The following is a 19,978-nucleotide window of genomic DNA, read 5'->3' as shown; positions in this document are numbered from 1 at the left end:
TATGTTTAAGAAAATTTTAATTGCAAACAGAGGAGAGATCGCGGTGCGCATCATCCGGGCCTGCCGTGAGATGGACATCCTTTCTGTAGCAGTTTGCTCCGAGGCAGATAAAGAAGCTCTGCACGCACAGCTGGCGGATGAGACCGTCTGTATCGGGCCCGCGCCTGCAAAGGACAGCTATCTGGATATGGAGAGGATCATCGGAGCTGCTATGGCAGTAGGGGCGGATGCCATTCATCCGGGATTCGGATTTTTATCGGAGAACAGTAAGTTTGTCCGCATGTGTGAAAAGTGCAACATATCCTTTATCGGGCCTTCCGCAGAAATCATTGACAAAATGGGGGATAAATCTTCTGCCAGAAAGACTATGATGGAGGCTGGTGTTCCGGTTGTGCCGGGGACCAAAGATGCGGTTTACGAAGCCTTGGAGGGCAGGAAGATTGCCGACGAGATGGGATATCCCGTCATGATCAAGGCATCCGCAGGCGGCGGAGGCAAGGGCATGAGGATCTGCGAAGACTCCGCAGAGTTTGAACATATATTTGAAACGGCAAAGCGGGAAGCAGAAAATGCTTTCGGCGACGGCACCATGTATATTGAAAAATATATCCGTGATCCGAGACATATCGAATTTCAGATTTTGGCTGATAAATACGGAAATGCGGTTCATCTGGGTGAGAGGGACTGTTCCATCCAGAGACGTCATCAGAAGCTGATTGAGGAGTCACCGTCACCGGCCATTAACAAAGAGCTCAGAGAGAAGATGGGAGCCATTGCAGTCAAAGCGGCAAAAGTGGTCGGATATTACAGCGCAGGCACCATTGAATTCCTGAAGGACCAGGACGGGAATTTCTATTTCATTGAGATGAACACCAGAATTCAGGTAGAACATCCGGTCACGGAATGGGTCACCGGCATCGACTTAATCCGGGAACAGATTCGTATTGCGGCGGGAAGACATCTGACTTATCAGCAGAAGGATATCCATATCTCCGGACACGCCATTGAGGTAAGGGTAAATGCAGAGGATACGGAACATGATTTCAGGCCGAGTCCGGGAACTGTTACAAATGTACATTTTCCGGGAGGCAAGGGTGTGCGCATTGACTCTGCCCTGTTTACCGGATATCAGATCCCTCCGTTCTATGATTCGATGGTTGCAAAACTGATCGTCTATGACAAAAACCGTGAACTGGCTTTGAGGAAGCTCAGAAATGCTCTGGGAGAGCTGGTACTGGAAGGCATCAAGACGAACATCGATTACCAGTATGACATCATCAATCATCAGGATTTTATTGACGGAAATGTGGATACCGCATTTATTGAAAGGTTCCAGAAGGAACGGGAAGAAGAGACAGAAAGCCAGGGTGAAGCATCATGTTAAAAGAAATGTTTAAGAAAAGAACATTGACACCTCAGGAGAAAAAGCAGGCGGAACGGGTGAAAAAGGCCAAAGATACCCTGCTTGAATATCAGGCGCCGGAAGGACTGTTCCAAAAATGCAGTGACTGCGGAAAGCCGGTCTATAATGAAGATATCATTGAAAATTATTATATCTGCCCCCACTGCGGAAATTATTTCAGAATACGGCCGAGAACAAGGATTGCCATGGTTCTGGACCGCAATACCTTTGAGGAGTGGGACACCGGACTTGTCACGTCCGATCCGCTGGAGTTTCCGGGCTATTTGAAAAAGCTGGAGCACCAAAAATCTGTGACAAATCTGGAAGAAGCGGTGATCACGGGAAAAGGAAAGATCGGCGGCAGTGAAGTGGCCATTGCAGTCATGAGTGCTGATTTCATGATGGGCAGCATGGGCCAGGTCGTCGGTGAAAAGATCACGAGGGCTATCGAGAGAGCCACCGAGCAGAGAATACCAATCATTATTTTTACATGTTCGGGAGGGGCCAGGATGCAGGAAGGCATCATTTCCCTGATGCAGATGGAGAAGACGTCGGCGGCTTTGAGAAGACACGACCAGGCAGGGCTTTTGTACATCAGTGTACTGACAGATCCGACGACCGGAGGAGTGACTGCAAGTTTTGCAATGCTCGGAGATGTGATACTGGCTGAACCGGGAGCGCTGGTCGGATTTGCAGGACCCCGCGTCATCGAGCAGACCATTGGGCAGAAGCTTCCGGATGGTTTCCAGAGATCCGAATTCCTGCTGGAGCACGGATTTGTAGATAAGATCGTTGAGCGGAAGAACCTGCGGAAAGTGCTTGCCACCATTATAAGGAGTTGTTGTTATGAGTCATAATAATTTAACACCATGGGAGAGAGTCGAGATCTCAAGGTCAGCGGAGCGGCCGACCAGCCTGGACTACATTACAACGATCTTTGACCGTTATATGTCCCTGCACGGAGACCGCCTGTTCGGCGATGACGGAGCGATCGTCGGGGGGCTGGCATCCATAGACGGCATTCCGGTCACAGTGGTTGGACAGCAGAAAGGCCGTTCTACAAAGGAAAATATAAAAAGGAACTTCGGAATGCCTTCCCCGGAAGGTTACAGGAAGACGATGCGTCTCATGCGTCAGGCAGAGAAATTCCATCGTCCGGTCATCTGTTTTGTGGATACGCCGGGAGCCTTCTGCGGCATCGAAGCTGAGGAGGGCGGCATCGGTGAGGCGATCGCGAGAAATCTTTATGAGATGTCTTCCCTGAAAGTTCCGATACTTTCGATTATGATCGGAGAAGGCGGCAGCGGCGGAGCTATCGCCATGGCTGTCGGCAATGAGGTGTGGAGCATGGAAAATTCCACTTACTCAGTCCTATCCCCGGAAGGGTTTGCAAGTATCCTGTGGAAAGACGGAAGCAGGGCATCCGAGGCTGCAAAAGTAATGAAGATCACAGCGGCAGATTTAAAGGAACTCGGAGTGATCGAGAGGGTCATCAGAGAACCCGAACCTGCAAGTATTGATAATATTATCGAATTGTCAGAGGAGATCAGAGAGATGATCGTTGATTTCCTGAAACGATATAAGAAGAAAACGCCGGAAGAGATTGTAGAAGAGAGATACCAGCGCTTTAGAAAAATGTAACTGAAAGAAAGACCACGGAGGTAATGGAAGTGAAACCATTGAAGATCGGGGATTTGGTTGCGAAAATCCCTATTATACAGGGGGGAATGGGCGTAGGTGTCAGTTTGAGTTCTCTTGCGGGAGCTGTTGCAAGAGAGGGCGGCATCGGTGTGCTGTCGGCGGCTCAGATTGGATACAACGAGCCGGACTTTGAGCAGGACCCTGAGGGCGCCAATATGCGTGCCATGAAAAAACATATCAGGAAGGCGAGAGAGATCGCACCCGACGGTGTCATTGGCATAAATATCATGGTAGCCACAAGGCTGTATGCCAACTATGTAAAAGAAGCAATTGCAAACGGCATTGACCTGATTATTTCAGGCGCCGGACTTCCTACGGAGCTTCCGGCTCTGGCAAAGGGGAGCAAAACAAAGCTTGTCCCGATCGTATCCCCGAAAAAGTCGGCGCGGGTGATTCTCAAGATGTGGGATAAAAAGCATCAGACGGCACCGGATGCTCTGCTGATCGAAGGTCCAAAGGCCGGGGGCCATCTGGGATTTAAATATGAAGAGCTTGTCAGCGATGAGACTTATGAAAATTATGACGACACGATTCAGGAGATCATCGACATGGTAAAAACATATGAAGAAAAATATGAAAAAGACATCCCGGTTATCGTGGCGGGAGGAGTTTCCTCCAAAGAAGACCTGGAACACTGTCTTTCCATGGGAGCTTCCGGAGTGCAGATTGCCACTCCATTTGTCACTACTGAGGAGTGTGACGCGGATATCAAGTATAAAGAGGCTTATATTAACTGCAAAAAAGAAGATATCACGATCGTAAAGAGTCCGGTGGGAATGCCTGGGCGGGCCATCAAAAATAAATTTATGGAAATCGTCCAGAGAGAAGGCAGGATCAAGCCGAAGCACTGCTTTAACTGTATGTCTGCCTGCAGTCCGGCTGAGACCGTTTACTGTATCACGGAACGGCTGATTGAGGCTGTTAAAGGAAATGTGGATGACGGACTGATTTTCTGCGGAGCTGATGCGTGGAAGTGCAATAAGATCACCACTGTGAAAGACGTTATTGGAAGCTATTTAAGATGAGAAGAGAGAGAAAAAAAGCGAAATGGTATCTGTGGATCTTCATAGGTATAGCTGTGCTGATCCATCTGATTCTCCAAAGTGATTTTGGGGATGACTTAATCTTTGGAGCACAGCTGGAACACAAGGCTGTCCTGCCGTGGCTGGTCCACAGGTATCACAGCCTGTCTTCCAGATTCCTGGTTGAAATCTCCATGGCGGCGGCGCTTAAAATGCCGGTTCTGCTCTGGAAGGCTTTAGATATCTTGGTCTGTATCCTGCTGGGTGCAGGACTCAATTATCTGCTGGACAACAAGGGGAAGTGTGCAATTTTCACCGCAGCGCTGCTCTGTGTATATCCATTTATGCATATGGGTTCTGCAGGATGGAGAGTTACCACAGCCAATTATCTCTGGCCTTTGGCCGCAGGGATCGGCTGTCTTGTGCTGTTTAAAAAGTTCCTGGAACAAAAGAAACTGTCAGTGGCTGAGTATGTGCTCTATATGGCCGGCATACTTTACGCGGCGAACCTGGAACAGATGGCTATTGTGCTCGCAGGCAGTCTCTGTCTGCTGATCTTCTGTTTCAGAGATCATAAAAGAGCTGTGGTTTTTCTTGCGGCAGGACTTATCGCTGTCATTGGGAACCTGGTATTTATTTTGAGCAATCCGGGCAATTCTGTCCGAGTGGCAAAAGAGATCCACGACAAAATGCCGGAATTTATTCGTCTGACATTTCTTGACAAGCTGAGACTTGGATTTGTGTCAATCTTCCAACATTTTACCGTTGTGCCAAACTTCATCCTGTTTATCTTTTGTCTTCTGCTCATTCTTCTTGCCGTTGACAGGAAGTTCCGGAAATGGAAGCTTGCCGCAGCACTGGTCCCTATGGGGCTTGATATCATCTACAGCCTGTATTTTCTTGTTGATATCGTCAAGAATCGGTCAGTGGAATACACGGAACCGCGGGTTCTCCCGGAAAATGCAGTACAGTGGGGATTCCAGATCCTTATGGGCGTTGCTTTTCTGATTTTTATCATATGTGTGATCTTTGTCTGTATAGAAGGGCTCAAGGACAGCAGGGACCGGATGCTTGTGATCTCAGGGTTTTTGATCGGAGGAGCTACCAGAATGGCCCTGGCCTTTACCCCGACCATGTTTGCGTCCAGCACCAGGACGTATCTGTTTTTATATATGGCATTCATACTTGGATCGGCGGTCATCTATAAAAGGATTGAGAAGGTCCGTTTTAACTGGCTCCTGAATGCAGCCATTGTTTTTGGGGTTCTCATGAATCTGGGAGGTATCGTCATGCTCCAGATGAAATATTAAAAATTCATAGTAATCTAAAATCTCTGCAGAAGGATCGTTTGCCCTCTGCGGAGATTTTTTAGTGTTTTTTATTCCTAAATTGCTGCATCTTAAAATTTGCAAAGCGAGAGGTCCGCTTAATAAAGGTTCTCCGTTCGGCTATCAGCTTTATGATCTCATTACCGATTCTGTCTATGATTGAACGCATTTCCTCCTAAGCGAGGGGGCAGAGGTTCAAATCCTCCCGGAGACGCGTTTTTAAGAGTGGGAATTGTTAGCAAAAATGCTAAAACAGTTCCCGCTTTTTCGTTCCATAGATTTCCCTTGCAATAACGGTATCCCTTATAAGTTTTGTTATATTTTTCCTTTTTGGGAAATTCAATTTACCTGCAAAGTATAGAACATTTGAATGTAAACTTTCAGAAAATGTCTGCTATAATATTTATATAATATGTTAGAAAATGAGGGATTAGAATGAAAGTGCAAGAATAATATAGCCAATCAGGGCGGTGCAATGATCAGGACACTTTATACGACGTATAATGGGACAAAAGAAAATCATAAGTATCTTGCCCAATACTGTTTCAAGAAAGTATTCCCATGTGATAGGTACTACTCAAATAAAGTGAGGAGTTTGCTAGTTAAGGGATTGAGATTTAGTACGAGATGACGTATCTGATATATTACTACTAGTAACATTGAAAGATATGTATATATCTTGATTTCTACCGGACTAATATGTATTATAATCTAAAATAAAAAGGAATTAATAGGAACGGAATTATGTACGGAATAAATTTAGAACAAAAACGGACACATAGTCTTTCTCAGTCAAATGGATTTGATAGAAGCATGGTGGAAAATTGTGGGATGGAAGAACTGTCTATGCTGGAAGAAATAGGGGAGGATATCGTATTATATATCAAGGAACAGCTGGATTTTAATAAGTATAGTAAAAAAGAGCTGGAAATTATAGAATACCTGACGGAAAATCTGGATGAAAACGGATTTTGCTCAGTGAATGAAGAAGAAGTAGCCGAAACTGTATACATAAAAGATTTGTTTACTTCGGGAGTGAAACAAACGGATGGTCAGATGACTTCAGTGGATGAAATTAAATATATTTTAGAAGAGTTTATTGCAGCTGAGAATAAAGCAAGACCTTATAGTGATAGTAAGTTGGTCGATCTATTTAAAGAAAAAGAGATTTTGATATCAAGACGTACAATAGCGAAGTATAGAAAAGAATTAGGCATAAAGAGTAGTTTTGCCAGAAAGGAACTTGTGGATGAATAAAACTAAAGAAAAAATATACGAAGAAGTCCGAGAAAATACAAAAAAATGGAAAGACAAAGGAATAGAGTGGTTTTCTGCAGGTGAAATAGGTATGCGTTTAGGAATTAGTAGAACTCTTGCAAGTCAGTACCTGAATGAAATGGTAAGAGAAGGAAGACTGGTTAAAACATCTAATCGTCCGGTTGCTTATCTGGAAAAAAAAATTTTGGAAGATTTGTATCCAGATAGAAACATTACAGATACAGTAGAAAAAGAAAGTCTGGAAGATGGAAAACCCGGAGAAAAAGAAGATTGTTTTAAAAAAGTAATCGGAGCGAACGGAAGTATTTCATATATGGTAGATCAGTGCAAAGCGGCGGTCGTTTATCCTCCAAATGGACTTCCTGTATTACTTACGGGACCTACAGGATGTGGAAAAAGTTATATGGTAAAAATACTATATGAGTATTTGAAGAAAGAAAATCTGATTCCAGAACATGCAAAACTTGTAACATTGAACTGCTCAGAATATGCAAATAATCCAGAACTTTTGACAGCTAATTTATTTGGGTATAAAAAGGGAGCATTTACAGGGGCATATCAGGATTGTTCCGGTTTAATCCAGGAGGCTGATCAGGGAGTGCTTTTTCTTGATGAAGTACATAGTCTTCCGGATAAATGTCAGGAAAAATTATTTATATTTCTTGATAAGGGAGAATTTTATCGTTTTGGTGATAATTCAAAAGTGTGTCATGCTTCTGTTAAGATGCTGTTTGCAACATCGGAAGATCCGAATGCAGTGTTGTTAAAGACCCTTTTAAGAAGAATTCCGGTGATTATTCATCTTCCTTCTTTGGAGGAAAGATCAATCGAAGAAAAAAAAGAAATTATTTTAATGACAATCAAAAATGAGGAGGAACGAATAAAAAGAAAGATCAGGATAGGAAGGCAAGTATTTAATGCATTGATGAATTACAGATTTGACGGTAATATCGGTCAGTTAAAAGATTGTATAAGGCTGGGATGTTCCAATGCGTATGCAGAAAATAAAGAAAATACGGTAGATATTAAACTTTTGAATATGCCAAATTATATTATTAGAGAGGCTGGAAAACATATTGATGATACACGGACAGAAGTAGAAATGCTTGATCTCGATAAGATAAAAAATACAAAAGAGCAGAAATATGTTTTGCATTTATATGATGAGATTTTGAAAGGCTATGAAGAGTACTATAAAGATGGACGAGATTTTGAGGATTGTATGAAGATGCTGCTGGAAAAGATAAGTGAATATTATGATTATCTGATCTATCAAAAGCAGTATATGAATACAAGGATAGAGTTGTTAGAAGAAATGGTAAATGATATTCTGAAACAGGCAGAAATCAGATATAGTTTAAAAAGAGATACCAATAAAGAAAGAATCATAGTGAGATTTTTATGTGACTACACACAGAGACTTTCTATGTTCAGACAATGGGAACAGGAACATATCAAAGAAATTAAAAAGTGTAAAGAAACATTTCAGATAAACTGTCCAATCGAATATGAAATTGCAGATAATATCACAAAACAGATTGGGAAAAGAATGGAACTTCAGTTAGGAGAGTTTAATAAGATTCTTATATTATTACATGTTCATTCTGTTCAACAAACAGGAAGCACAAACAATATATTTGGAGTTATTTTGTGCCATGGATGTTCAACTGCAACCAGTATAAAAGATGCTGCAAATAAATTGTTGGGCAGCCAGGTGTTTGAAGCTATAGATATGCCATTGGATATACCCACATCAGAAATCGGGGAGCGTTTAGTGCAATTGCTAGAAAGGGAAAATACATACAGAGATGCAATCTTTTTAGTAGATATGGGATCATTAGAAGGTATTTATGAATATGTGAAAGGAAAATATAGAGGAAATATAGCAATTATCAATGGTGTGACAACAAGAATGGCATTGGAAGTAGGAAGTACCATATTAGAGAAACAGGAATTGAAGAAAATTGCAGAAACGGCGTGTAAGCATAATATTAGTACATATAAGGTTTTTGAAAATAAGGAAAAAGAAGATACGATTCTCTTTATCAATGAATCAGATATCCATGCTGCAAGGAGTATGATGGAGTTGTTTCAAAATAGTCTAATTCAGAATATAAAGTTAAAGTTTATTCCTGTAGATTATTATTCACTTGTGGTTCAAAAAAAGGATGCACCAATCTTTAAAGATTATCATGTGGTTGCAATCGTAGGAAGCCCAGATCCGCAGATACCGGGCACACCATTTATACCGATTGAAGAAATAATTGAAGGAAGTGCAAAATCGGAAATAAATAAGATACTTATCAGATATATTTCTGAACAGGAACTTGAAAAATTTAATCTTGCGGTTTTAAAGAATTTTTCATTACAAAATGTTATTGAAAAGATCACTATTTTGAATGTGAAAATTGTTTTGGATGACGTAGAAAAAGCATTGGAAAAATTTCGAAAAGAATGGAAGATTATGATTCCAAATAAAATTTTGATAGGGTTGTATGTCCATATATGTTATTTGATTGAAAGACTAGTCAAAAAAGCACCAATTTCTACATATGCAGAGTTAGAGACTTTTCAAGTTGAACAACAAGAGTTTATTAGTGTTATAAAAAAATGTTTTAGTGACGTACAAAGACGGTATAGTGTCGAAATTCCAGTGTCGGAAATGGCATATATCTGGGATTACATAAATTTAATATAAAAAAATAAACATAAAAAAGGTTGATATTTCAACCTTTTTTATGTTTTAAATAATTTTTTTTTGCTAATGGGGAAAAGTTGGCATCAGATTTGCGATATAAATATAGTGAAAGAAAAAGAAAGGAGAGAAAGATGAGAAAAATAATTTTAGCATCTCATGGAGAACTGGCTAACGGAATGAAGATGTCGGTGGAAATGATTGCTGGTGAGCAGGATAACCTTTATGCTGTTTCCATGTGCGGAACTATGGGACCTCAGGATGTTCTTCAAAAAGTTAAAGAAATTCTGGCAGAGGATGAAACATGCCAAGCAATCTTAATTACTGATCTGTCGGGCGGAAGCGTGAACACTGCGTTATCTGAATTACTTCGAGAAGAAAGATGTTCTTTAGTGTCAGGAATGAATATTATGCTTGTATTAGATATAGTGATGTCTGATGAAAGTAGTAATATAGACGAAATTCTGGAATCTGCACTGAGAGATGCGAAAAAAACAATTTTAAATGTAGGAGAAATGTTGAATTCACAGGAAGAGGAAGGAGAGATGTTCTATGATTAAAATGATGAGGATTGATGATCGTTTAATTCATGGTCAGGTAGCAGTAGTATGGTCAAAACATCTTGGAGTTAATCGTATTGTTGTTGCGAATGATGAAATTGTAAATAATGAAATGCAGATGATGACAGTAAAAATGGCTGTTCCACAAAATATTAAGGCAATAATTAAGAATGTAGATGATTCTATTAAACTTTTAAATGATCCAAGAGCAGAATCATTAAATATTTTGGTAGTTGTAAGCAATCCCAAAGATGCATACAGAATTGACGAGGCAGTATCGGATATTCCACTGATTAATGTGGGAAATTCTGGAAGAATGGGAACAACAGCAGAAGAAATAAAGAGGAAAGAGCAGATTGATAAAAATATTTATGTAGATGAAGAAGATAAGAAATATTTCAAACTCTTAAACAAAAGTAAAACAAAGGTAAACATTCAGTCAGTACCAACAGAGATGGAAAGATTACTGAGTGATGTATTAAAATAATATGAAAAGAAATACCCTAAAACAGCCTGTTTACGTATTGGCATAGGTATCTGGCTTATCAGGGCATTTCTTAAGATTGATTATACATAATTTCTATATATTAGACAAGAAATAAGGAGGAAATAAGAAATGTTAAAAGAGGCTATAATAATTGCATTGGTTATGTTTGTTGCTGATCTTTCAGATATGGCAATGGGAGACCCAATGCTTAGAAGACCACTTGTTATATCATCAGTAGTGGGATTATTGTTAGGAGATTTAACACAGGGGGTTATAATCGGAGCGTCTTTGGAGGTTATATTCCTTGGAGTTACACAGATTGGTGGAGCACTCCCATCAGATACAATGACAGGAGCTATTTTTGGAACAGCATTTTCAATTTTGTCAGGATCAGGAACAGAAGTTGCATTATCTTTAGCGGTACCAATCAGCATTCTGGCAGTATTTATTAACCAGTTCTGTCTTTTCGTTAGAGGTCTGTTGCTGAAAAAATTTAATGACTATATTGAAGATGATAATCAGAAGGGTATCATTCGTTTGCATATGGCAAGTACCTTTGGTGTACCGTTAGTATACGGAATTATTGGATTTTGCGGAATTTATTTTGGAGCAAATGCGGTACAGTCACTTGTAAATGATATACCGGAATTTCTGATGGATGGATTAACTGTAGCAAGTGGATTATTACCGGCACTTGGACTGGCATTATTATTAAATACTTTATGGGATGCTAAAATTGCAGTATTTCTGCTTTTAGGTTTTGTGTTGATAGCATATATGGATCTTCCATTAATTGCAATTGCATTAATTGGTGTTGTAATTGCAGTGTTTACTGCGGTAATTGAAAAAGAGCGCAAAAGCACAGTAGTCGTTGCACAGACAAATTGTTCAGAAGAGGAGGATTTTTTCAATGAGTAATCAGAAGAATACAATAACTCCGGAAAAAAAGAAAATATTTAGCAAAGTTTTCTGGAGATCATTTACATTATCAGGGACATGGAACTATATTAATGCACAAGGTGTTGCATTTTTATACTGCATGCTGCCATTTATCAATGCTGTATATAAGAAAAAAGAAGACAGAATTGCGGCAATGAAACGTCATATGTCATATTTTAATATTACACCTGCAATTGTAACATTTCCGTTAGGAATTGCAGGGAGTATGGAAGAGGAAAATGCATCAAAACCGGATTTTGATATATCATCAATTAATGCAATTAAAGCCAGTTTGATGGGACCATTATCAGGAATTGGAGATTCATTCTTCTGGGGAACATTCCGTGTTATTGCAGCAGGTATTGGTATTAGTTTAGCACAGAAGGGTAACCCACTTGGACCTGTATTATTCCTGTTACTGTATAATATTCCTTATTTCCTTACAAAATATTTCTTATTAAGACTTGGATATAATCTTGGTGGACAATTTATTAAAAAAGCGTATGAGAATGGTCTGATTGAAATTATCACAAGAGCAGCTGGCATTTTGGGACTTATGATGGTTGGTGCAATGATTTACTCTAATGTAAGTTTAGCAACAACAGTAAAGTTTACATTAGGGGATATGACATTTAAGCTTCAGGAGATCTTAGATCAAATTTTAAAAGGATTTTTACCACTTATCGCTACCATGGGATGCTTTGCTCTGCTAAGGAAAAAAATAAGTGCCAATAAGATAATTATTGGAATCTTGGTTTTATCTTTAGTTTTAAGTCTTTTTAAAATAGTATAAATAATGATTATACAGGATTGCTCTAAATAGAGCAGTCCTGTATAGTTTCTTGATAGTTTTATTGTATAAAAAAGGGAAAGGAAATAAATATATGAAGTATCAAAATCCTATTATAGAAGGTTTTTATCCGGATCCGAGCGTATGCCGTGTTGGGGAAGAATATTATTTAATCACAAGTTCATTTGAATATTTTCCTGGAATTCCGATTTTTAACAGCAAAGATCTGGTGAATTGGGAACAAATCGGACATTGTCTGACAAATGATAAACAGCTGCCGATACAGAATGCTCTAAATTCTTATGGAATTTATGCCCCAACAATTAGATTTCATAATGGCAGGTTCTATGTGATTGCAACAAATGTTACAAATTATTATAATTTTATTGTCTGGGCAGAGAATCCAACCGGACCATGGTCAGATCCTGTTAAGTTAAAAGAATGGGATGGGATTGATCCATCATTGTTTTTTGATGATGATGGGAAGGTATATATTATGGGAAATTCTTATAAAAAAAAGGCAGAGACTCTGGGATGCTATATGGCAGAATTGGATATCAATACAGGAAAATTAAAAACAGAAAGACGATTGGTATGTACTGGATCTGGTGGGAAAGCGCCGGAAGCACCCCACCTTTATAAGAAAGATGGAAAATATTATCTAATTTTGGCAGAGGGAGGAACGGAATATGGACATATGGTAACTGTATTTAGAAGCGATAACCCTTATGGACCATTTGAAAGTTATGAGAATAATCCCGTTCTGACACATAGAAGTAGAAAGCATACATTTCAAGGAATCGGTCACATGGATCTTGTAGAAGATCACCAAGGAAACTGGTGGGGCGTATGTCTGGGGATGCGTCCAAAGGGGAGTCATGCATATTTCCATCATCTTGGAAGAGAGACATTCCTTGTGCCAGTTGTATGGACACAAGATGGCTGGATAGAAGTCGGAACAGACAAAATGGTAGCAGAGACATATGAAAATCCATTGATGACAGAGGAACAGAAAAGACCTGGTGATTTTGAAGATGATTTTTCGACAGAATGCAGGCCGAAAGAATGGGTATATCTGAGAAATCCGGAAAGAGGAAATTACGCATTAGATAAAAGTGGAAAAGGATTCTGGTTGACAGGTAATAAAGAGAGTCTTAGCTCAGGAGGTGCATGTACTTTTATCGGAAAACGACAGTGTCATTTTGAGTGTGATACAACGACGGACTTTTATGTGGATTTTAAGAACGAAAATGATGAGGCAGGTTTAACTGCCTATATGAGTGATCGTTATTATTATGCTATTTGTGTAAAGAGAAAAAATAATGAAAATTATATTGTTTTACGAAAAAAAATTGCTGATTTTGATATAGAGGAAACGGCGGTATTACTGGAGGATGATCATGTAGTTCTTGGAATAGAAGCGGATGAAAAAATGTACAAATTCTATTTTAAGGATTCAAAAAATAAAAAATGGTTTATTGGAAAAGCTGAATGCAGATTTTTGGCAAGTGAAATCTCTGCAACTTTTACAGGAACTATTTTGGGAATTTATGTTACTGCAAATGGGAATGAAGAAACTCCGAAAATATGTGTTAATAATTTTAAATATGGTACTTTATAGGTTAGAAATTGTACTATCGAGAGGATAAAATATTTGATTATGAAAAAGGGCTGTAAAAAAGTCTTTATCTAGGAAGCGCCAGAACTGGCAAATGCTGAGTCTGGAGAGACCTCTTCAATTATTATAATGCAGTTTCCAGGCATCTCTTGTAAAGACAATAAAGTAGTGGATTAGACAATTCAATTATCGTAAAATTTGCGGCAGTACCACATCTTCGTAGAGCGGTGCCTGCCGTCTTCTAGTTTATAGTCCTCTTTCTCCCGCTTGTTGGAGCGTTCTGCGGAAGCTCTTCCGGCATATTCCTTTTCCCCTGCTTTGCTGTCCCTTGGCGGTTTGTTAAACAACCTTGGATTGTCATCCGTAAAGATGTGTACAGTCCGGCCGTATTTCACTGGTGAACAGGGATGCTCACAGAAGCAGCCACGTTTCCGGTTTGCTTTTGGGCACCAGTACTTTGCACGGTGCTTGGCAGCCTCATATCCATCTTTGTGCATGCGTAAGCCCAACTTACAGACAGGGACACCGTCATCGTCAATGGTGAAATCGTCTTTATACGTGAAATGCCCGGAGTGTCCCGGGTTCAGGTCCATAAAGGGTGTGGTGTTCTCCCTTGTGCAGTATTCATAGACAGCGTAGGCATCATGGGTGGAATCCAGAAGGAGCTTCTTAATGCGCAGTTCCGGAAGATACGCTTTCATGGTGAAAAAGGAATGGAGAAAGGAAAGCATGTCATGCCGGGAAGCCTTATAAAATCAGGACTGAAGATTCCGAGAAGTTATTGAAAGAAGAAGGAAGGTAAAAATGCGACTGAAAAATAAGAGAAAGAAACGATCATCTTGTTTAACGAGTCCGCGGGTGAGGCGAGCATCTATACGTATAATGCCGGATTAAAAACTTGTTTGGAAAAGTTCAGCAGACAGTATCCGCAATTCTGCCGTATGAAAGAACAGAATAGATATGGCGGTGTGGAGTATTTGATCGATAAATCCAGACTATCTATTCATTTACAGTCATCGTATAGTAAAGAACGAATTGAGACTGTAACTCGAAATCTAAAAAATGGATTATGCAGATAATTAAAATGATAATGAACTGAAAAAGTAAGAGGATGTTCCAAAACAAGAATGATTATTAAATAGCTTTGGAACATTCTCTTCGTTAGATTAAGCCTTGTTGGAGGGAAGATTTTTTGTTAATAGTATTGTATAAATGCTCAAATTTCCTTAATTTTTTTTCGGCAAATCACAGTAGAATATCCGCATACACCTCCGTCATAGCTCCCCCATAAAATTTCTGTGTTTTTGGGAATTCTAATAGATATTTTGTGGTCAGTATAATTTTGAATAAATAGATATTCATATTTTTCTCCAGATCTACTTGATACCTCAATACCATCGGGTATATCTGTCATAATTTGTTGTAGTTGATTTTCTGTGATTATTCTATTATATAAATCATGATAAAAGTTCATTTCTGCATCGGCACATACATAATATGCAATTCCTTTTCCATATTTATGCCGTGTAAGTGCGGGATAACCTTTATAAAAATTATCACCGTAAACCATAAGGGGCTCAGCATCTTTGAGACGCACTAAATCACATAAATGTTTACAGGAATACGAATTTTTCATATTCATCGGATTGCCTGTAAAAGGAAGTAGATGATTGACTTCGTGATCGCATAAGCTATCAATCTCTTCACTACGTAATCCTAAAACATCCATAAGACCATGAGGTGTTCCACCAAGGAAACACAGATCTGTCTCATCTACTATCCCACTCCAATATGTCATGATTAAGATTCCACCGTGTTCAACAAATTTTTTTAGTTTTTTTTCAAATCCGTTACGGAACATATAAAGCATAGGTGCAGCGATAATTTGATATTGTTCTAAGGATTGATCCATATTTATTATATCCGTGTTTAAACCGTTTTCACGCAACCCGCGATATGACTTTAGGGCTGCTTCATGGTAATATAGTCCCTCATTTCTTGGACCTTTCGCGTTTTCCATAGCCCATCTACTTTCCATGTCATATATAATTGCGGCAGTAGCATGAACACGTGTGTTAGTAATCTCTTTGATTTGTTTTAGTGCTTTTCCCAGTTCTGATACTTCGCGGAATACACGAGTATCCGCTTCCCCATAATGATCAATTACTGCACCATGAAATTTCTCAAACCCCCCTCGACTCTGACGAATTTGAAAGAATTGAACACTGCAGGATCCATGCGCAATGGCCTGAAGGGATGCATTAGATAACAGGCCAGGTTTTTTAATTTTGCTGATGTTCATCCAGTTAGGGCTGGCGGGACATGATTCCATTAGAAAGAAAGGTTTTTGTTTCATAGAGCGCATAAGATCATGTTGCATTGCTGTGTCATATGCTGTTTGAATATCTGGTTGTTGATGCCATGCAGGATAGCTATCCCAGGAGATATACTCTACATGTTCTGCGAGCCGGTAATAGTTAAGTCCTGTATAGTCATCCATAAAATTTACCACTGCGGGCTGTGTTGCTCCAGCATCGCGGAGAGCTTTTATCTCACAACACATAAAGTCGGTGGTTTGATCTGTTACAAATCGTTTCCAGTCCAGTGAAAGCCCATGAAGACCTTTGTCACCGATAAATGAAGGACTTTCAATTTGATCGAAAGAATTATATGTATGGCTCCAGAATGTTGTCCACCATGCATGGTTCAATTTATCAATACTTTGATATTTGCTTTTCAACCAATTTCGGAACGCATTTTGGCATAGAGGACAATGACATTCATCTCGATATTCGTTTGAGATATGCCACATAATTACTGCCGGATGATTTTTGAAATTTTCTGCAAGCTTCTGATTGATGATACGAACTCTTTCACGATATGCGGGTGAAGTGTAGCAATGATTATGCCTTTCACCGTATAGATAACGCATACGATTTTCCTGTACTCGCAGTACTTCAGGATATTTTTCTGCCAGCCAGCGGGGGCGAGAGCCTGATGGGGTCGCAAGAATTACACGAATATCGTGACAATACAGACTATCTATAATTTCTTGAAGCCATTCAAAATGGAATTCATTTTCCTGTGGTTCCAGTACAGACCAAGAAAATACATCGAGAGTCACGGTGTTGATACCTGCTTTTTTCATTAAAGTAATGTCTTTCTTTAATATGTCTGGTTGGTCAAGCCATTGCTCAGGGTTGTAATCTCCGCCATAGATAAAATGGTTAGATAAAAAGATATCTTTCATCTAAAAATCTCCTCTCAAAATCAGTTATATGTTTCAGAGTATAAAGCTATCTTTGATTCAGAGCAATACTTTGTACTGCAATAAACCGTCCACCTTTTTGCACAGCTAATAGGCAAAAAAAAGATTTTTTTGCGATAAATAATTAGGATAAAATGAGAAATGTAAGAAGATAAAGGAAAGGAGAAGAGAAAATGATGAAACCAGAATATCACATAACGCCGGAATATGGATTTCTTAATGACCCAAACGGATTAGCACAGTTTAATGGAAAATATCATGTGTTTTATCAGTGGCTTCCAGAAGTAACCCCGCAGGGAAATAAGCGATGGCGACATTGTGAATCAGATGATTTGATTCAGTGGAAGGATAAGGGCTGTGGGTTACAACCGGAAGAGTGGTTTGAGAAAAACGGCTGTTATTCAGGTTCAGGTGTCATTGACAATGGACAATATTATCTGTTTTATACAGGTAATGTCAGAGACAAAACCGGGGGCCGGGAAACCTATCAGTGTGCAGCGGTCTCAGCGGATGGAAACAATTTCACAAAAATAGGACCAGTAGCCTATCTTACAGAAGCATATACATCTCATTTTAGAGATCCCAAAGTGTGGCATAAAAATGGAAGATGGTGGATGATTGTTGGTGCTCAAACAAAGAAATTAAAGGGAAATGTGGCGCTGTATGTATCGGATAATTTAAAAGAATGGAAATGGCTTGGCAATCTGTTGGACGAATCCATGGATTGGGGGTATATGTGCGAGTGTCCAGATATCATTGAAAGTGAAAAACGGGATTTTCTTGTTGTGAGCAGACAGAAGGAAGACGGTTGCCGTGCCATGGCATTTGCTGGAAAGATGGATTATAAAATAGGAAGATTCAAAATAGAAGATTGTTCAGGAAAGTATCTGGATGAAGGAATGGATTTTTATGCACCGCAGAGCTTTGTTGATGAGAAAGGAAGATGCCTTCTTTTCGGATGGCTTGGCTCCGGAGAATTTGACTATCAAATGAGCCAGCCTGCAGTAAAAGAAGGATGGCTTCACAGTCTAACGATACCTAGAGAGATTTTTGTTAAGGACGGTGAACTTTGCCAGAGACCGGCAGAAGAATTAAAAGTTTTGAGAAAGCAGAGACAGAAGTTTTTCAGCTGTGGAAACACTATGATAGATCCAGAATCCTCATGCATAGAAGTCTATGCAAAAGGACTGACAGGAAAATCGATATCAATTGATATTGGTGGAGTGTTGAAAATAGATTATTCAAAAGATAGTAAGGCGTTACGTGTACAGAGAAAAAAATGGGATGTTGACGAGTATGATGAACGGATGCTTGTGGTAAAAAATTTAGTCGATATTCACATCTTTCTAGATAACTGTACAGCAGAGATATTTGTCAATGAGGGAAAGACTGTACTTACCATGAAAGCTTATTTTGACGTTGATACTAAGATACTGGTTTATTCAGATAAGCAAATTGAAGTTCAGACATGGTTATTGGAGGTAAAATGATGGGTAATACAACAGATTATAATGCGATAGCAAAACAGATTATCGAGACAGTTGGAGGAGCAGATAATATTATCTCGGCCGCGCACTGCGCAACAAGGTTCCGCTTGATCGTAAAGAATAGAGACATTATAGATGATAAAAAAATTGAGGAAATTGATCTTGTAAAAGGATGTTTTTTTACCGCAGGGCAGTATCAAATTATATTGGGGACGGGAATTGTCAATAAGGTTTATGATGAAGTAATTAAAATAGGAATATCCGGTTCATCTAAAAATGAACAGGCGGCTGCAGCAGCGGAAAAGGGAAATACAGCGCAGAGACTAGTTCGTGTATTTGCGGATGTATTTGTTCCTATCATACCGGTTATGGTAGCGACAGGTCTATTTATGGGACTTAGAGGTCTTCTTACACAAGAGGCTCTGCTAGCATTCTTTGGAATGTCAGCTGATGCAATTCCGCAACAGTTTCTTGACTTTACATCCATACTTACAGATACAGCATTTAGTTTTTTACCAGTACTTGTATGTTGGTCGGCATTTAAAAAATTTGGTGGGTCCCCAGTGCTTGGTATTGTAATTGGCTTGATGCTTGTAAGTAATGTGTTGCCTACGTCTTGGGACGTGGCTCAAGGCGTGACAGAGCCAATGACATTTTTTGGATTTATTGATGTGAGTGGTTATCAGAGTTCAGTTCTTCCAGCATTTATTATTGGATTTTTAGGTTCAAAAGTGGAACAGTGGTTACATGATCATGTAATAAATGCACTTGACTTGATTGTAACTCCGTTTGTGACAGTTTTTGTTTCCCTCTGTCTAGGACTTTTTATTGTAGGACCTATCTTCCATACGGTCGAGATGGCTCTTGTAGGTGTTGTTACAGCACTTTTTTCACTTCCCTTTGGTATTGGAGGACTCATTTGGGGAGCATTATGTCAGGTGATTGTTATTACAGGAGTACACCATGCACTTAATTTGGTTGAAATTGAGATGTTGGCAAGTACATCATGGAATCCAGTCAATCCAGTGGGCTCATGCGGTATTGTTGCACAGGCTGGTGCTGCGATGGCAGTTGCTGTAAAATCAAAATCGGCAAAAATGAAATCCCTTGCTTTCCCATCTTCGGTATCGGCGCTTCTTGGAATTACGGAACCTGCAATTTTTGGTGTTAACCTTAGGATGGTGAATCCATTTGTATGGGGATGTGTAGGAGGCGGCATCGGAGGATGGTTGGCTGCGTTATTAAATTTGAGAGGTACAGGGATGTCTGTGACCGGTATACCCGGAATGTTACTGTATTTAAATGATCAACTTCCGCTCTACATATTTGTGAATGCGGCAGCGTTTGCAGTGGCATTTGTGCTCACATTCTTATTTGGAATGAAAGGAAAAGAACAGGAGTAA

Annotated in this window: 14 protein-coding genes and 1 pseudogene; 13 read left to right on the top strand and 2 right to left on the bottom strand. The window is 39.6% G+C overall.

What is annotated here, in order from left to right; genetic code table 11:
- Position 1 precedes the first annotated feature (1 nt).
- The 11 genes and pseudogenes from P8F77_RS16820 to P8F77_RS16770 all read left to right on the top strand — a co-directional run bounded on the left by P8F77_RS16820 (position 2) and on the right by P8F77_RS16770 (position 13,823).
- A complete protein-coding gene (locus P8F77_RS16820) occupies positions 2-1,384 on the top strand; it encodes an acetyl-CoA carboxylase biotin carboxylase subunit (RefSeq protein ID WP_024729310.1) in 1,383 nt (460 codons plus the stop codon).
- A pseudogene (locus P8F77_RS16815) lies at positions 1,378-3,043 on the top strand (acetyl-CoA carboxylase carboxyltransferase subunit alpha). The gene P8F77_RS16820 and the pseudogene P8F77_RS16815 overlap by 7 nt, the downstream one beginning before the upstream one ends.
- A 23-nt stretch (positions 3,044-3,066) precedes the next feature.
- On the top strand, positions 3,067-4,128 hold the full coding sequence (locus tag P8F77_RS16810; protein WP_270430715.1) for a nitronate monooxygenase family protein: 1,062 nt from the start codon (positions 3,067-3,069) through the stop codon (positions 4,126-4,128).
- Positions 4,125-5,435 (top strand): DUF6056 family protein, encoded by a 1,311-nt coding sequence (locus P8F77_RS16805; RefSeq protein WP_287519117.1) that lies wholly within the window; start codon positions 4,125-4,127, stop codon positions 5,433-5,435. The genes P8F77_RS16810 and P8F77_RS16805 overlap by 4 nt, the downstream gene beginning before the upstream one ends.
- 762 nt (positions 5,436-6,197) lie before the next feature.
- On the top strand, positions 6,198-6,710 hold the full coding sequence (locus P8F77_RS16800; RefSeq protein WP_024729315.1) for a hypothetical protein: 513 nt from the start codon (positions 6,198-6,200) through the stop codon (positions 6,708-6,710).
- Positions 6,703-9,429 (top strand): sigma 54-interacting transcriptional regulator, encoded by a 2,727-nt coding sequence (locus P8F77_RS16795; protein WP_270430713.1) that lies wholly within the window; start codon positions 6,703-6,705, stop codon positions 9,427-9,429. Before P8F77_RS16800 ends, P8F77_RS16795 begins: the two co-directional genes overlap by 8 nt.
- Positions 9,430-9,560: 131 nt before the next feature.
- The gene (locus P8F77_RS16790; protein WP_024729317.1) at positions 9,561-9,986 is read left to right on the top strand and encodes a PTS sugar transporter subunit IIA; all 426 of its coding nucleotides are present in this window, start codon (positions 9,561-9,563) and stop codon (positions 9,984-9,986) included.
- The gene (locus P8F77_RS16785; protein WP_024729318.1) at positions 9,979-10,473 is read left to right on the top strand and encodes a PTS sugar transporter subunit IIB; all 495 of its coding nucleotides are present in this window, start codon (positions 9,979-9,981) and stop codon (positions 10,471-10,473) included. Before P8F77_RS16790 ends, P8F77_RS16785 begins: the two co-directional genes overlap by 8 nt.
- Positions 10,474-10,602: 129 nt before the next feature.
- On the top strand, positions 10,603-11,391 hold the full coding sequence (locus tag P8F77_RS16780) for a PTS sugar transporter subunit IIC (protein WP_024729319.1): 789 nt from the start codon (positions 10,603-10,605) through the stop codon (positions 11,389-11,391).
- Positions 11,384-12,205 carry a PTS system mannose/fructose/sorbose family transporter subunit IID gene (locus P8F77_RS16775; RefSeq protein WP_270430712.1) on the top strand — a complete coding sequence of 274 codons (822 nt, stop codon included), beginning with the start codon at positions 11,384-11,386 and terminating at the stop codon, positions 12,203-12,205. The genes P8F77_RS16780 and P8F77_RS16775 overlap by 8 nt, the downstream gene beginning before the upstream one ends.
- Before the next feature lie 91 nt (positions 12,206-12,296).
- Positions 12,297-13,823 (top strand): glycoside hydrolase family 43 protein, encoded by a 1,527-nt coding sequence (locus tag P8F77_RS16770; protein ID WP_287519122.1) that lies wholly within the window; start codon positions 12,297-12,299, stop codon positions 13,821-13,823.
- Positions 13,824-14,002: 179 nt separating this feature from the next.
- Here the strand turns inward: P8F77_RS16770 and P8F77_RS16765 are convergent, their stop codons facing one another.
- Both P8F77_RS16765 and P8F77_RS16760 read right to left on the bottom strand, forming a co-directional pair.
- Positions 14,003-14,521, bottom strand: a complete 519-nt coding sequence (locus tag P8F77_RS16765; RefSeq protein ID WP_347256204.1) for a hypothetical protein — start codon at positions 14,519-14,521, stop codon at positions 14,003-14,005.
- Positions 14,522-15,036: 515 nt separating this feature from the next.
- Positions 15,037-17,070, bottom strand: a complete 2,034-nt coding sequence (locus tag P8F77_RS16760) for a beta-galactosidase (protein ID WP_270430709.1) — start codon at positions 17,068-17,070, stop codon at positions 15,037-15,039.
- Between the two features lie 191 nt (positions 17,071-17,261).
- Between P8F77_RS16760 and P8F77_RS16755 the strand changes: the two genes are divergently transcribed.
- On the top strand, positions 17,262-18,578 hold the full coding sequence (locus P8F77_RS16755; RefSeq protein WP_235824568.1) for a glycoside hydrolase family 32 protein: 1,317 nt from the start codon (positions 17,262-17,264) through the stop codon (positions 18,576-18,578).
- The gene (locus P8F77_RS16750) at positions 18,575-19,978 is read left to right on the top strand and encodes a sucrose-specific PTS transporter subunit IIBC (RefSeq protein ID WP_347256203.1); all 1,404 of its coding nucleotides are present in this window, start codon (positions 18,575-18,577) and stop codon (positions 19,976-19,978) included. Before P8F77_RS16755 ends, P8F77_RS16750 begins: the two co-directional genes overlap by 4 nt.

Source organism: Anaerostipes sp. PC18 (assembly GCF_039789045.1).
In the GTDB taxonomy this organism is placed as follows: domain Bacteria; phylum Bacillota; class Clostridia; order Lachnospirales; family Lachnospiraceae; genus Anaerostipes; species Anaerostipes hominis.
The sequence above is the reverse complement of the archived record's forward strand: the minus strand, read 5'-3'. Positions and strand labels throughout refer to the sequence as shown.

What these genes read in the sequence shown, in the direction of transcription:
- P8F77_RS16765 (WP_347256204.1), bottom strand. Translation starts at nt 14,521, where the DNA reads ATGAAAGCGTATCTTCCGGAACTGCGCATTAAGAAGCTCCTTCTGGAT.
- P8F77_RS16770 (WP_287519122.1), top strand. Translation starts at nt 12,297, where the DNA reads ATGAAGTATCAAAATCCTATTATAGAAGGTTTTTATCCGGATCCGAGC.
- P8F77_RS16805 (WP_287519117.1), top strand. Translation starts at nt 4,125, where the DNA reads ATGAGAAGAGAGAGAAAAAAAGCGAAATGGTATCTGTGGATCTTCATA.
- P8F77_RS16755 (WP_235824568.1), top strand. Translation starts at nt 17,262, where the DNA reads ATGATGAAACCAGAATATCACATAACGCCGGAATATGGATTTCTTAAT.
- P8F77_RS16790 (WP_024729317.1), top strand. Translation starts at nt 9,561, where the DNA reads ATGAGAAAAATAATTTTAGCATCTCATGGAGAACTGGCTAACGGAATG.
- P8F77_RS16785 (WP_024729318.1), top strand. Translation starts at nt 9,979, where the DNA reads ATGATTAAAATGATGAGGATTGATGATCGTTTAATTCATGGTCAGGTA.
- P8F77_RS16800 (WP_024729315.1), top strand. Translation starts at nt 6,198, where the DNA reads ATGTACGGAATAAATTTAGAACAAAAACGGACACATAGTCTTTCTCAG.
- P8F77_RS16780 (WP_024729319.1), top strand. Translation starts at nt 10,603, where the DNA reads ATGTTAAAAGAGGCTATAATAATTGCATTGGTTATGTTTGTTGCTGAT.
- P8F77_RS16750 (WP_347256203.1), top strand. Translation starts at nt 18,575, where the DNA reads ATGATGGGTAATACAACAGATTATAATGCGATAGCAAAACAGATTATC.
- P8F77_RS16810 (WP_270430715.1), top strand. Translation starts at nt 3,067, where the DNA reads ATGGAAGTGAAACCATTGAAGATCGGGGATTTGGTTGCGAAAATCCCT.
- P8F77_RS16795 (WP_270430713.1), top strand. Translation starts at nt 6,703, where the DNA reads ATGAATAAAACTAAAGAAAAAATATACGAAGAAGTCCGAGAAAATACA.
- P8F77_RS16775 (WP_270430712.1), top strand. Translation starts at nt 11,384, where the DNA reads ATGAGTAATCAGAAGAATACAATAACTCCGGAAAAAAAGAAAATATTT.
- P8F77_RS16760 (WP_270430709.1), bottom strand. Translation starts at nt 17,070, where the DNA reads ATGAAAGATATCTTTTTATCTAACCATTTTATCTATGGCGGAGATTAC.
- P8F77_RS16820 (WP_024729310.1), top strand. Translation starts at nt 2, where the DNA reads ATGTTTAAGAAAATTTTAATTGCAAACAGAGGAGAGATCGCGGTGCGC.